This window comes from Salinigranum salinum, assembly GCF_009176545.1.
Taxonomy (GTDB): Archaea; Halobacteriota; Halobacteria; order Halobacteriales; family Haloferacaceae; genus Salinigranum; species Salinigranum salinum.
Genome location: NZ_VTOJ01000001.1, coordinates 1,614,212 through 1,626,374, shown reverse-complemented (window position 1 = coordinate 1,626,374; position 12,163 = coordinate 1,614,212). Strand labels below are relative to the sequence as shown.

Sequence of the window (12,163 nt, the reverse complement as noted above, 5' to 3'; positions counted from 1 at the left end):
GCGCGACAGAGGAACCGACCCGGTCGAACGCCTGCACGCCTGCGTTCGGCCCGTCACGGTGGCGTCAGGTCGCGTGGGCGACGACCGCGTAGAACGGGTCGGCCCCCGGCCGCTCGCGGAGCACGGTCCGGCGGTCGAAGCCGCCAGCGGCGTCGAGATAGCGGTGGAGCAGGTCGACGCGTCCGTCCATCGAGGCGGCGCGCCACGCCCGGACGGCCTTCCTCGGAAACAGCCGGTTCGAGAAGCTCACGACGAGAACCCCGTCGGCCGCGAGCACGCGGCGGAACTCGGCGAAGACGCGGGCGGGGAACTGGAGGTACTGGACGGAGAGCGCACAGAGCACGGCGTCGAACGCGGCGTCGGGTCGTGGGAGCGCCGGATCGGCGTTCAGGTCCTGGACGAACCACTCGTCGAGACGGGCGTTCGCCGCGAGTTCGTCGGCGTTGAGTCCGTGGCCGACCACGTGGTACGACTCCTCGGGGAGGTGCGACACCCAGCTGCCCATCGCGTCGAACACGCGGTCACCGGGGGCGAGTACCTCGTCGTAGAGGTCGGTCAGCCGGTCGAGGAACGCGTCGTCGGCGTGCGTGACGAACCGCGGCTGGTCGTAGAACGTCCGATCGGGCCGGTCGTCGAGCCGACTCCGTTCGTCCTCGGAGAGCACGGGCCGCATGGCTCCGGGTAGGGCCGTCCGGCACATGAGTCCACCGCGGCGGGGACGCGCGTCCACGTCGAACGGTCGGCCGGGCCGTCAGAACGAGTAGTCGTCGCCCGTGTCGGTCGCGGCGGGGTCTTGCTGATCCTCGACGGCCTGTGAGAAGAGGTTCTGTTCGGGCTCTTGGGTGTCCGTCGTGGTGTTGTACGCGGACATCCCCATCGAGAGCAGCTCCTCGACGGCCTGGTCCTGGTTGACGAACTCGCCCTGGTCGACGAGCCGGCGGATCTCGCTGTCGATGCGGTCCGGCAACGAGACTTCGACTTTGGACATGCACGCTAGTCAGAGATGCACGGGTGATAAATGTGCGCTCTCACCGACCACTGGTGCGATCCATGTCGACCGTCCGAGCCCCCGACCGGCAGTGATCGACACGCACGCGCCGGCTGGCGGCTACCGACCCGCGTCGACTCGCGACTCGCACGCGCGGCCCGCACGTTTATGCGTCGGCCGGCCGTCCTGCGTGTACGTTTCGACGACTGACGCGTCCGGGCGCTACTCACCCGCGCGAGACGCCCGGTGGCTCCCGCGAGGGGGCTCGCCGGCGTCGGTCGAACACGCGACACGAACCACGGAGTTCTCACCCAACCCATGAAGATATACACCCGCCGCGGCGACGAGGGAGAGACCGATCTCCGGGACCTCTCCCGGGTCTCGAAAGCACACCCACGTATCGAGGCCTACGGCAACGTAGACGAGGTGAACTGCCTGATCGGACGCGTCCGCCCGACCGGCTACGACGACGTCGACGGATGGCTCACGACGGTCCAGAACCACCTGCACATCGTCCAGGCGGATCTGGCCAACCCCGACCCCGACGACGACGACCCCGTCGTCCGCGACACACACGTCGAGGCCGTCGAAGAGTGGATCGACACGGCCGACGAAGAACTCGACCCGCTCACGTCGTTCGTCCTGCCCGGCGGTGGCGACGCCGGTGCGCGGCTCCACCACGCACGCGCCGTCTGTCGTCGGGCCGAACGACGGGCCGTCTACCTCGCCAACGAGGAAGAGATAAACGGCGAGGCCATCACGTACCTGAATCGGCTGTCCGACCTCCTGTTCGTGCTGGCCCGGCTCGTGAACGCGCGCGACGGCGTGCCGGAGGAGAACCCCACCTACTGACGGCCGCCTGCGCGAGTCTCCCCGTCGAGCCCGGTTCGATCGCCGGGAGAGCCCAGTAACGGGCGGCCCCGTGGTGGACCGCTACGCCGTGTCGAACGCCTCGACCGCGGCCGACGCGACCGTCACGTCCTCCTCGACGCTCCCGCCGGAGACGCCGACCCCGCCGACCACCGTCCCGTCGGCTTCCAGGGGGATTCCGCCGCCGAAGGTGACGATCCGGCCGTCGTTCGTCTCGCCGATCCCGTACAACGACTCTCCGGGCTGAGCGGCCTCCCACACCGCCTCGGTGTCCATCTTCAGCGTCACCGCCGTGTACGCCTTGTTCCGTGCGATGTCGACGCTGGCGAGGAGCGCGTCGTCCATCCGGTGGAAGGCGACGAGGTTCGCCCCGTCGTCGAGCACCGCGATACACATCGGTACGTCGATCTCGTCGGCCTTCTCCTCCGCGGCTGCGACGAGCTGTTTCGCCACGTCGAGTGTCACGTCTGTCATCTCGGATCCGGGTGTTCGGTCGTCTCCCACCGGGTTAACTGTTGGTGCTCTTCTGACATTATGTGGTCGACGATCGGTCCCCGGTGACGCGGATTCGACCGTGAGGTCCACCCGAGGCCAAACACTGAAGTGACGAGACGGTGTCGTTCCCGCCACTGCAGCGTGGTGTTCCGACGCGGCCAGGCGTCGCGCACCGACTTGGGCGGGCGGTGTCGAACGGAGAGCTCCCATGTCGACCCCAGACGACCCACCCCACGGCGAAGAACGCGAATCGATCCACGAGGAGTACGTCCTCGGCGTCCGTGTCGTCGAGGTCTCCTCGCCGGAGGCGGACGGCCCACGATACCGGTTCGAGGCGCCGGACCACCAGGGACGGGAGTTCGCGGATCCCGAACTGGCGACGCTGTACGCCGACGTCTACTTCTGCACGAACGGATTCGTCGAGGAGGGGACGGGCGAACGCGGGATTCCACCCGAAGTCATCGGTGCCGGCCGAGCGGTGCTGGCGGCGTACTTTCTCACCCTGCCGGGGACGGACCGCGACTGGGTTGCGTCGTTCTTCGGAAAGAAACCGCATCGCGTCCGCAAGTACGTCGAGTGGGTCCAGGGGCAGGCAGACGAGGTCCGGGCGGGCGTGAGAGAGCAGGACGTGGCGTGAGTGATCCCCCGACCACGAGGGGGTGCTTGGCGGAGCGTTCGCCGAGTTATAGATAGATATATAATTCGATTCTACAATAACATTTCGAATTCGTTATATGAACTCGGTGTCGAACCCACGGCGTTCGGTGGCGTCCCGCAGCACCGGCCCTCGACGCAATACACGGGCCCCGTTCTCCCCGAAAGTCCGGAAATCACTCGTTTCAATCCATCTACTGGCTCGTTCCGCGTTCGTCGGTTCGTTCTGTCCTCCACCGATCGACGCCTCCTCTGACCGGGGACATAATCCAACCGGCTACTTTTGGCACATATTATAAAAAGACTGATACGATTGCTTATCCATTAACGATCATGGTAGATCTCAGCCGACGAAAGCTGATGGCCACCTCGACGGCAGCCGCGCTCGGCGCCAGCGTGGTCGGGAGCGAGGAGGCGAGGGCGAGCGAAACCGAGGTCGAGGAGTCGAACACACCCCGCGCGCCCAGCGTGCTGGGCGAGTTGAAACGGTTCTCGAACACCGCGTTCGGCGCGGAGGTCACCGGCCCGTTCGTCTTCGACGACGGATCGCTCCTGTACAGCCTCCAGCATCCGAACACGGAGGAGAACGAGGAGCCGTACGACCGGGCCGGCGTCGGGTACTTCCGGGGCTTCCAGTTCGACTTGGACGGCGACAACGACGACTTCGACGAGCTGTCGATTCCGAACACGAGGGCGCAACAGCGGACGGTCCGGAGCAGCGAGGGCGAGTACGTGATGCTCGGCCAGGCCCGCGAGGACATCAACGACGAAGCGGAGCGCCTCGGCGTGACGCAGACGCCCGACGGCACCGACATCACGATGGACAACTTCGCGGGCACCCAGTATGGGGCTGCCGCCACCAACCCCGACTGTAACCAGTTCGTCGAGGCGCCGGACGAGGCAGAGCCCGACGGATACCTGTTCACGAACTGGGAGAACAGCCCCGGCAACGTCTCGCGCATCCCGCTCACTCGGACCTGGGACGGCGAGTGGGAGTCCGACCTAGAGAACGCGATCAACCTCGCCAACACGGACGAATTCCGCGAACTCGGCGGGACGCGAATCAACTGCTACGGCGACAAGACGCCGTGGAACACGATGGTCTCCTCCGAGGAGAACTACGCCCACCCGCGCGTCTCCCTGACCAACACCGTTGGCGACATCGTCGAGGCGGGCTCCGGCGAGGGACTCGTCGGTGCCGCACAGTTCTGGAACCGTCCGAACCCCGCGTCGATTCCGGGGGTCATCGGCGACTACGCCGAGAACGGTGCCCTCGAGAGCAGCTGGTACCCGCAGGGTGCCTTCGCACTGGCCGGTGTCGAGTTCCTCGCGTACTACCTCGGTGCGGACCCAGTCACCGACGAGAATACGCTGGAACCGATCGGGGACGTCTACCCGAACCCGTACGACTACGGCTACCACGTCGACTTCCGCGACCCCGCCGGCGACCCGCCACAGCCGGTCACGTACTACGTGATGGGTCGCGCCTCCTGGGAGGCACCCGACTTCCAGAACGATCTCAAGACGGTGTACGGCTGTTCGGACGGCGACTCGAAGGGCATCTACAAGTTCGTCGCCGACGAGGAGATTCCGAGTTACGAGGATCCGATGGAGATCGAGGGGACGCTGTACGCCCCCAAGATCACCAACACGGAGGAGACGACGAGCCAGACACCGCGTGCGTCCCCCTGGGACGTCACGCTCGAAGTCGAGTGGATCGAACTGGGTCACGCCTCGAACGCGGAGTGTGCGGAGTGGATCGCCGCGTACGACGACGTCACCCAGATGGACTACCTCACGGCGCACACCGACTACGATGCCTCCCAGATCGGCACCGACGTGAGCGTCGACGACGCGCTCGAGGAGGCCGACCTCGAAGTCATCGCGAACGGCAACCAGAACTACGTCACCGATCAGGAGATCGTCGAGTGGGCCAGCCAGTACGAGGAGAACGGCCCCGACGGGGTCGACGAGGAGCTCCGTAAAGTGCCGTTCCTCGAGACCCGCGCCGCGGCGAAAGAGATCGGTGCCTCGATCGAGTTCAACAAGGCCGAGGGCGTCGACAGCGTCTCCGACGCCGGTCCCGGCGACTACGTCTACTTCGGCATCTCCGAGTTCAACGACGCGCTCGCCGACGAGACGGGCGACGTCCAGATGGACCGCGTCGACGGCGGCGTCGTCTACCGCGGCGAGCTCGACACGAACTACGACGTCTCGACGCTCGAACCCGTCATCGTCGGCCCGGACTTCACGGACAACCACCAGGTCGCCAACGACGCGCTCCGCAACGTCGACAACGTCTACGTGATGGACGACGGGCGCGTCCTCTGCTGCGAGGACGGCTTCAACGAGTCCCAGCGCTCGTACCCGAACGACTGTCTCTACGTCTACGAACCCGAAGAGAGCCCCGCCCGTGGCGGAGGGAAGGGAGTCGGCACCGGTCGGGGCACCGGTTCGGGGAGAGGGAACTGATACCGAGTACTGCGCGAGTCGCTCCGCGCAGCCCCTTCCGGATCGGTCCCCGCTGCCAGCCGGGGGTCGCCGGGCAGGACGCGCCGTCACCCCCGGTCGATCGTCGTCGATCGACTCCCGCGGCGACGAGTCAATAGCGATCGACCCCCCCGCAGACCCCTCCACACCGGTATATAGCCGAATTATAAACGTACTACCCAGCGCCCCCGCCAGTCCCCGACGTGATCGTGGTCGTGTTCGCCGAGCCGGCGGCGCGACGACGACCGGCGCAACCCATGTCGAAGACAGACCACCAGCCCACCGACGCGGCGCACGAATCGGTCCACGAGCAGTACATCCTCGACGTCCGGATCGTGACGGTCGAGTCGTCGGCCGACGACGACCCGCGCTACCGATTCGAGGCACCTCAGCATCAGGGAGTGGAGTTCACGGACCCCGAGATGGCGGAGCTGTACGCCGACGTCTACTTCTGCGTGAACGGGTTCGCGGAGGAGGGAACCGGCGAGCGCGGCGTCCCGCCAGTCATCATCGGAGCCGGGCGGGCCGTGCTGGCCTCGTACATGCTCACCCAGCCGCACACCGACTTCGAGTGGGTCGCCTCGTTCTTCGGGATGAAACCCCACAGGGTCAAGCAGTACGTCTCGAACGTGCAGGACCGCGCCGACGAGATCCGCGACGGTGCCGCGGAACAGGGTGTGCAGTGAGCGCCCGACGCGCCGTCGGGCCCGGCTCGGTACGTGGCCGATCATATATATCATGGTTTTTTATGACTTCGCAGAAATATAATTTTTCATAGTAATTCGGAGACGAGCCAATCGGGACCGTGGAATCGGTGGCTCCCCGGCCCGATTAACTGTCGGTACCTGCCAGTCTTCGTTCTGATAGCGCATCCGTTTTCTTCGCTCTCTCGGTCGAAATCGACCGACAGACGGACTGAAGGCCGGTCGTACGCCGACCGTAGTTTATGTCAGGTGATAATATTTACACGTACAGAGTACACACATCACTGCATATCACTTCGCAGTACCCTGTCGGCGTAACGTCCCGTACTTGTAATCTAGAGTTATATTATAAAACGCTTTTAACGAACGGTTATGCTCTCCACTCGCATGGTCGATTTCAGTCGACGTAATCTGATGGCGTCATCGGTGGCCGCCGCGCTCGGCGTGAGCGTCGCCAGCGGTGTCGCGAGTGCGAGCAACAGCGAGATCGAGGAGTCGGACACACCGGGTGCACCGAGCGTGAAGGGGAGTCTCAAGCGGTTCTCGAACACCGCGTTCGGCGCCGAGGTGACGGGCCCGTACGTCTTCGAGGACGGATCGCTCCTCTACAGCAACCAGCACCCGAGCGAGGAGAACTCGGGGCCGTTCTCCGCGCCGGGTGTGGGCTACTTCAGCGGCTTCCAGTTCGAGCTGAACGGCAGCAACGACGACTTCCCGGAGCTGTCGATCCCGGAGACCGAGGACCAGCGGCGACGGATCCGCTCCAGCGTGGGCGAGTACACCTACCTCGGGAAGTCGATGGACTCGATCAACGGCGGGACGGAACGCCTCGGCGTGACGCAGACGCCCGACGGTACCGACATCACGACGGACAACTTCGCGGGCACGCAGTACGGCGCGGCCGCGACCAACCCCGACTGCAACCAGTTCGTCGCCACGAACGAGGAGGGCACCGAGGGGTACCTCTTCACGAACTGGGAGAACAGCCCCGGCAACATCAGCCGCATCCCGATCAGCCAGACCGAAGACGGCGAGTGGGAGTCCGACCTAGAGAACGCGATCAACCTCGCCAACACGGACGAATTCCGCGAACTCGGCGGGACCCGAATCAACTGCTACGGCAACAAGACGCCGTGGGACACGATGGTCTCCTCCGAGGAGAACTACGGACATCCGCGCGTCTCGCTGACCAACACGGTGGGCGACATCGTCGAGGCGGGCTCCGGTGAAGGCCTCATCGGCGGCTGTCAGTTCTGGAACCGACCGAACCCCTCGGCGATCCAGGGTGCGGTCAACGACTACGCCGACAACGGCGACCTCGGGAGCAGCTGGTCCATCCAGGGCTACTGGGCGCTGACCGGCGTCGAGTTCCTCGCGTACTACCTCGGCGCGGAGCAGGTCGACCAGTCCGGCGACTCGAACACCGTCACCCCGATCGGCGACGTCTACCCGAACCCGTACGACTACGGCTACCACGTCGACTTCCGCGACCCCGCCGGCGACCCGCCGCAGCCGGTCAAATACTACGTGATGGGCCGCGCCTCCTGGGAGGCGCCGGACTTCGAGAACGACCTCAAGACGGTGTACGGCTGCTCGGACGGCGACTCGAAGGGCATCTACAAGTTCGTCGCCGACGAGGAGATCCCGAGTTACGAGGATCCGATGGAGATCGAGGGGACGCTGTACGCCCCCAAGATCACCAACGATTCGGCGAACGTCGCCGAGTCCGGCACCCGTGCCTCGCCGGCCGAGATCAACCTCGAGATCGAGTGGATCGAACTGGGTCACGCCTCGAACGCGGAGTGTGCGGAGTGGATCGCCGCGTACGACGACGTCACCCAGATGGACTACCTCACGGCGCACACCGACTACGATGCCTCCCAGATCGGCACCGACGTGAGCGTCGGCGACGCACTCGAGGAGGCCGACCTGGAAGTCATCGCGAACGGCAACCAGAACTACATCACCAACGAGGAGATCGTCGAGTGGGCCAGCCAGTACGAGCAGAACGGCCCCGACGGCGTCGACGAGGAGCTCCGTAAAGTGCCGTTCCTCGAAACCCGCGCCGCGGCGAAAGAGATCGGCGCGTCGATCGAGTTCAACAAGGCCGAGGGCGTCGACAGCCGCGACGACGCTGGCCCCGGTGACTACGTCTACTTCGGCATCTCCGAGTTCAACGACGACCTCGCCGACGAGACCGGCGACATCCGGATGGATCGCGTCGACGGCGGCGTGATCTACCGCGGCGAGCTCGACGCCCACTACGACGTCTCGACGCTCGAGCCCGTCATCGTCGGTCCCGACTTCACCGACGGCCCCGAGGACGCCAACGACTCGGTCCGGAACATCGACAACGTCTACGTGATGGACGACGGGCGCGTCCTCTGCTGCGAGGACGGCTTCAACGAGTCGAAGCGCTCGTACCCCAACGACTGCCTGTACGTCTACCAGCCCAACGTCCAGATCTACGTCGGCTCCGCCGCCGTCGGCCAGGGCGACGCGGTCGAGGTGGACGTCGTGGCCAAGCACGTCCCCGCCGGCATCGCTGGCGGCGAGATCACCGTGAGCGTCGCCGACACGAGCGTCGTCGGGATCGCGGGCGCGAGCTACGCCGACGCGGTCGGCCTCACCGAGGACCCGACCGTCTCCGAGGATGGCTCGTCGGTGACAATGCGGTTCGCCGACACGAACGCGGCGATGCAGGCCGAGGGCACCGAGTTCACGATCGGGTCGGTCACGCTCACCGGGATGGGCGCCGGGGCGACCGACGTCGACACCAGCGCGTCGCTCGACGACGACGCGGGGAACTCGATCGAGGTCGAGCCCCGCTCCGGCGTGGCCATGGTCGGCCCGTCCAGCATCGGCAGCAGCGCGGCGTCGCCGACGGATCCGGACGGCGACGGTCTCTACGAGGACATCAACGGCAACGGCCGCGTCGACTACGACGACGTGGCGCTGCTGTTCAACAACCTCGAGAGCCAGAGCGTGACGTCGAACGCGCGGGCGTTCGACTTCAACGAGAACGACAAGCTCGACTACGACGACATCGTCTCGCTGTACGAGGAAGTACAGTAGCGACCCGGCAACGGACGAGCGCGCATCACGCTCCCGTCACTGCCCCCACCTCTCCGTTCTTTCGATACCCACGACCCACGACCCACCACCGAACCCGAAACCCATGCCACGATCCACCACGAACCCCATCCGAACCGCCGTCGTCGCCGCGATCGTCGTCGCCCTCGCCGCGGGGGCGCTGACCGGCGCGGTGACCGCACAGACCGACCAGCCGACCATCACCGTCTCCGACGTGACCGTCGAGCCGGGCGACAGCGCCACCGTCGACGTCGTCCTCACGTCGGCACCCGACGGGCTGGCCGGCTACGCCCTGGAGCTGACCGTCGAGGGCGACGGTGCAGCCGTCGAGGGGGCGAGCTACCCCGACGTGTTCGGCCTGACCTCGCAGCCGGAGATCGCCGACGATGGCACGAGCGTCACGCTCGAAGCCGCGGATCTCGGCGAGAACGTTCAGCCCGGTGCCGCCGGGGTCGTGCTCGCGACGGTCGAACTGAACGGCGAGGCGGCCGGCGAGGCCGGACTGTCGGTCGAGCCGCTCCAGTTCGACACCGACGGCGGCGGCACGATGAACCCGGCGACCGAGGCCGGCACGGTCACTGTCGGCGGAGACGCCGACGCGGAGACCGAGGCGAGCGACGCGTCCGGGTCGGCGGCGAGTTCCGGCGACGGCGAGGACGACGCGACCGACGACACCGACGCCGCGGCGTCGAGCGCCGGCGACGCTGGCGGCGACGAGACGACCTCGACGGCCTTCGCGCTCCCGGCCGGCGGGCTCGTGCTGACCGCGCTCGCTCTGGCGTTCGTCGTCGCGTTCGTGGCCCGCCGACGGCGGTAAGGCCGGATCCCTCGCCCCGGTCACCTCGCCGTCCTGCGGGTCGTCCGACGCCCCCCGCTCTCGCAGGGGGTAGTCGGATCGCTCCGATGTACCGCGCGCTGGCCCTCCTTCCCATCTCTCCTCTGCGCTCCTCGTCGTCGACGCTTCGACCCGTCTCTCTCGTCACCGTTGCTGGTGCCGTTCTCCACGCCGTTGCCAGCACCGCCCTCGGAGGCGGGGGTTCGAAGTCGAGAGGCGAAACGGTTTCCCCGCCGGCCGCCGACGCTCACAGTCGCATGCAGGCGTTCCCGCCCTGTCCGTCCGTCGCCGACGCCCCGCCGGCCCTGTTCGAGCGGGGACACCTGTGGCTCCACGAACTGGTCGACAGTGCACCGATCCGTTTCCGCCTGGCCGAAGACGGTCGGCTCCGCTTCGCCGACGACCACCGCACGTTCGGCGACGACGTCCCGCCGGCGTACGGACACGTCGTCCGCCACGTGCGCGAGCGGTTCGACCGCGGGGCGCTCCGCGACGCGGTCGACGACGTGACGTCGGTGGTGTTCTTCGGTCGCGCGATGCACAGACGCGGCGTCGACTACGACTGGGCGCGCACGCCGTCGTTCCTCGGGAGCGACGTCTGGTCCGCCGACGCCGACCGCTACCTCCTCCCCGACCGCGTCGAGAAGATCTACCGCCGACTCGGTCTCGATCCCCTCGAGACGGTCCAGGCAGAACTCCGTGCCGCCGACTTCGACCCCGACGCGTACGCCTTTCCCTCCTCGACGTGGTACGACGGGCCGGTCGCGGGCGTTCTCGTCCGTAACAAGACCGGGCTCCGCGCCGCGCTGTCGAACCCCGCGGTCGGCGGGGGGTCGGACACGCGTCGACACGACGCGGCCGACGCCCGGCGAGGCGACGAGCCCGACGCGCCGGAGTCGGATACCGAAACTGCCGCGCGGTCGCTCGCTCGCCGTCACGCGACGCCGGCGCGGTTCGACGCCGTGGCCGCCCGTCTCCGAGAGGAGAACCGCCCGCTCACGTTCGACGCGCTGTTCGAGCGGACCGTTGAGATCGTCGTCAGGGCACACCACGACCGCCTCTTCACCGGTCGGGACGATGTCGACCTCCGGGCGTTCCGGTCGGCGGTCGCCGAGCGCACGCGGGCGTATCTCGACGACCGCGGTCTCGACGAGCGCGACCGATCGTGATCGTGATCGTGCCTCCGTGGTCGGGACTGCCGTCACTCGGTGACGCGCGCGTCGCCGAGCGTGATGTACCCTTGCTCGAGTGCGGCGAGCAGCCGTTCGTCGAGCGGCCGGTCGTCCCAGTCGTCGGGGCGGTCGTCTTCCGGGACGGCGTCGAGGAGCGACACCAGCGACTCGTGGACGTGTCGACTGTGTCGACCACACGCCTCGCAGGTCACCACAATGTACCGCACCCCGTACGACCGGTCCGTGGTCCCACGGCAGTCCGAACAGACGTACGTGTCGGGCACGTCCGCTCTCGGGGACGGAGCTATTCAACGGTTGTGTCGCTCGACGCGCGGATGATCGTCGCGAGTCGCGGGTCGAGAGCCGACCGGCGGTGGCCGATCAGCCGAGCAGCTTCCGGATCGCGACCGCGGTCTCCTCGAACTCGTCGACGTCCATGCTGTCCGTCGTCGCGAGCACCCCTCGATCCCCGTCGAGCACGCGCAGCACGTAGCCGTCGTCGTGGACCCGGACGGTGAAGCCGTACCGACCGATGTCCGAACGGTCGTCACCACGGTCCGCCCGACGAACTGAGGCCTCCGCGAACCCGACGATCTCGGGATCGACGAGCGTCGACTTGGCCCGGTCGAGCGCCTCCGCGGAGGTGTACAGATCCTTGCGGACGTAGAGCACGTCGAACTTCGAGGGCGTGAAGTAGACGACGCTCCGGAGCGAGTCCCCGAGGCCGGTTCGTGCGGCGCTCACGAGCTGATCTGCGACTGCCTCTGCGACACCGGTGTGGTACTCCGTCATGTCCGTCGATACTGACACGGGGTGCCATAATCCCGTTGACACCGGAGCGGGCCATCCTCGGGAGATCGTG

12 protein-coding genes are annotated in these 12,163 nt (G+C 66.9%); 7 read left to right on the top strand and 5 right to left on the bottom strand.

From position 1 onward, the window contains the following. Window positions 1-64 precede the first annotated feature (64 nt). Together FZP69_RS07730 and FZP69_RS07725 are read right to left on the bottom strand one after the other, a co-directional pair. A complete protein-coding gene (locus FZP69_RS07730; RefSeq protein ID WP_152040747.1) occupies window positions 65-673 on the bottom strand; it encodes a class I SAM-dependent methyltransferase in 609 nt (202 codons plus the stop codon). A gap of 78 nt (window positions 674-751) precedes the next feature. Then, on the bottom strand, window positions 752-988 hold the full coding sequence (locus tag FZP69_RS07725; RefSeq protein ID WP_152040746.1) for a DUF7120 family protein: 237 nt from the start codon (window positions 986-988) through the stop codon (window positions 752-754). Window positions 989-1,306: 318 nt separating this feature from the next. On the opposite strand from FZP69_RS07725, the gene FZP69_RS07720 reads away from it, so the two are divergent. Continuing rightward, window positions 1,307-1,840 (top strand): cob(I)yrinic acid a,c-diamide adenosyltransferase, encoded by a 534-nt coding sequence (locus tag FZP69_RS07720; RefSeq protein ID WP_152040745.1) that lies wholly within the window; start codon window positions 1,307-1,309, stop codon window positions 1,838-1,840. Between the two features lie 81 nt (window positions 1,841-1,921). Here FZP69_RS07720 and FZP69_RS07715 read toward each other — a convergent pair whose 3' ends face one another. Then, window positions 1,922-2,332 carry a GlcG/HbpS family heme-binding protein gene (locus FZP69_RS07715; protein WP_152040744.1) on the bottom strand — a complete coding sequence of 137 codons (411 nt, stop codon included), beginning with the start codon at window positions 2,330-2,332 and terminating at the stop codon, window positions 1,922-1,924. Window positions 2,333-2,561: 229 nt separating this feature from the next. Between FZP69_RS07715 and FZP69_RS07710 the strand changes: the two genes are divergently transcribed. The 6 genes from FZP69_RS07710 (at window position 2,562) to FZP69_RS07685 (ending at window position 11,298) form a co-directional block, all read left to right on the top strand. Further along, window positions 2,562-2,990, top strand: coding sequence for a hypothetical protein (locus FZP69_RS07710; protein WP_152040743.1), 429 nt, complete (start codon window positions 2,562-2,564; stop codon window positions 2,988-2,990). A 350-nt stretch (window positions 2,991-3,340) separates the two neighbouring features. Next, a complete protein-coding gene (locus FZP69_RS07705; RefSeq protein ID WP_192918501.1) occupies window positions 3,341-5,479 on the top strand; it encodes an alkaline phosphatase PhoX in 2,139 nt (712 codons plus the stop codon). A gap of 275 nt (window positions 5,480-5,754) precedes the next feature. Continuing rightward, the gene (locus tag FZP69_RS07700) at window positions 5,755-6,183 is read left to right on the top strand and encodes a hypothetical protein (protein ID WP_152040742.1); all 429 of its coding nucleotides are present in this window, start codon (window positions 5,755-5,757) and stop codon (window positions 6,181-6,183) included. Window positions 6,184-6,588: 405 nt separating this feature from the next. After that, window positions 6,589-9,276, top strand: coding sequence for an alkaline phosphatase PhoX (locus tag FZP69_RS07695; protein WP_152040741.1), 2,688 nt, complete (start codon window positions 6,589-6,591; stop codon window positions 9,274-9,276). Between the two features lie 103 nt (window positions 9,277-9,379). Continuing rightward, window positions 9,380-10,111, top strand: coding sequence for a hypothetical protein (locus FZP69_RS07690; protein WP_152040740.1), 732 nt, complete (start codon window positions 9,380-9,382; stop codon window positions 10,109-10,111). 275 nt (window positions 10,112-10,386) lie between these two features. Further along, window positions 10,387-11,298 (top strand): hypothetical protein, encoded by a 912-nt coding sequence (locus FZP69_RS07685; RefSeq protein WP_152040739.1) that lies wholly within the window; start codon window positions 10,387-10,389, stop codon window positions 11,296-11,298. A 32-nt stretch (window positions 11,299-11,330) separates the two neighbouring features. Here FZP69_RS07685 and FZP69_RS07680 read toward each other — a convergent pair whose 3' ends face one another. Together FZP69_RS07680 and FZP69_RS07675 are read right to left on the bottom strand one after the other, a co-directional pair. Then, window positions 11,331-11,585 carry a hypothetical protein gene (locus FZP69_RS07680; protein WP_152040738.1) on the bottom strand — a complete coding sequence of 85 codons (255 nt, stop codon included), beginning with the start codon at window positions 11,583-11,585 and terminating at the stop codon, window positions 11,331-11,333. Between the two features lie 97 nt (window positions 11,586-11,682). Then, window positions 11,683-12,093 carry a DUF7522 family protein gene (locus FZP69_RS07675; protein WP_152040737.1) on the bottom strand — a complete coding sequence of 137 codons (411 nt, stop codon included), beginning with the start codon at window positions 12,091-12,093 and terminating at the stop codon, window positions 11,683-11,685. Window positions 12,094-12,163 lie beyond the last annotated feature (70 nt).

What these genes read in the sequence shown, in the direction of transcription:
- FZP69_RS07720 (WP_152040745.1), top strand. Translation starts at nt 1,307, where the DNA reads ATGAAGATATACACCCGCCGCGGCGACGAGGGAGAGACCGATCTCCGG.
- FZP69_RS07725 (WP_152040746.1), bottom strand. Translation starts at nt 988, where the DNA reads ATGTCCAAAGTCGAAGTCTCGTTGCCGGACCGCATCGACAGCGAGATC.
- FZP69_RS07695 (WP_152040741.1), top strand. Translation starts at nt 6,589, where the DNA reads ATGGTCGATTTCAGTCGACGTAATCTGATGGCGTCATCGGTGGCCGCC.
- FZP69_RS07700 (WP_152040742.1), top strand. Translation starts at nt 5,755, where the DNA reads ATGTCGAAGACAGACCACCAGCCCACCGACGCGGCGCACGAATCGGTC.
- FZP69_RS07685 (WP_152040739.1), top strand. Translation starts at nt 10,387, where the DNA reads ATGCAGGCGTTCCCGCCCTGTCCGTCCGTCGCCGACGCCCCGCCGGCC.
- FZP69_RS07690 (WP_152040740.1), top strand. Translation starts at nt 9,380, where the DNA reads ATGCCACGATCCACCACGAACCCCATCCGAACCGCCGTCGTCGCCGCG.
- FZP69_RS07675 (WP_152040737.1), bottom strand. Translation starts at nt 12,093, where the DNA reads ATGACGGAGTACCACACCGGTGTCGCAGAGGCAGTCGCAGATCAGCTC.
- FZP69_RS07705 (WP_192918501.1), top strand. Translation starts at nt 3,341, where the DNA reads ATGGTAGATCTCAGCCGACGAAAGCTGATGGCCACCTCGACGGCAGCC.
- FZP69_RS07710 (WP_152040743.1), top strand. Translation starts at nt 2,562, where the DNA reads ATGTCGACCCCAGACGACCCACCCCACGGCGAAGAACGCGAATCGATC.
- FZP69_RS07715 (WP_152040744.1), bottom strand. Translation starts at nt 2,332, where the DNA reads ATGACAGACGTGACACTCGACGTGGCGAAACAGCTCGTCGCAGCCGCG.
- FZP69_RS07730 (WP_152040747.1), bottom strand. Translation starts at nt 673, where the DNA reads ATGCGGCCCGTGCTCTCCGAGGACGAACGGAGTCGGCTCGACGACCGG.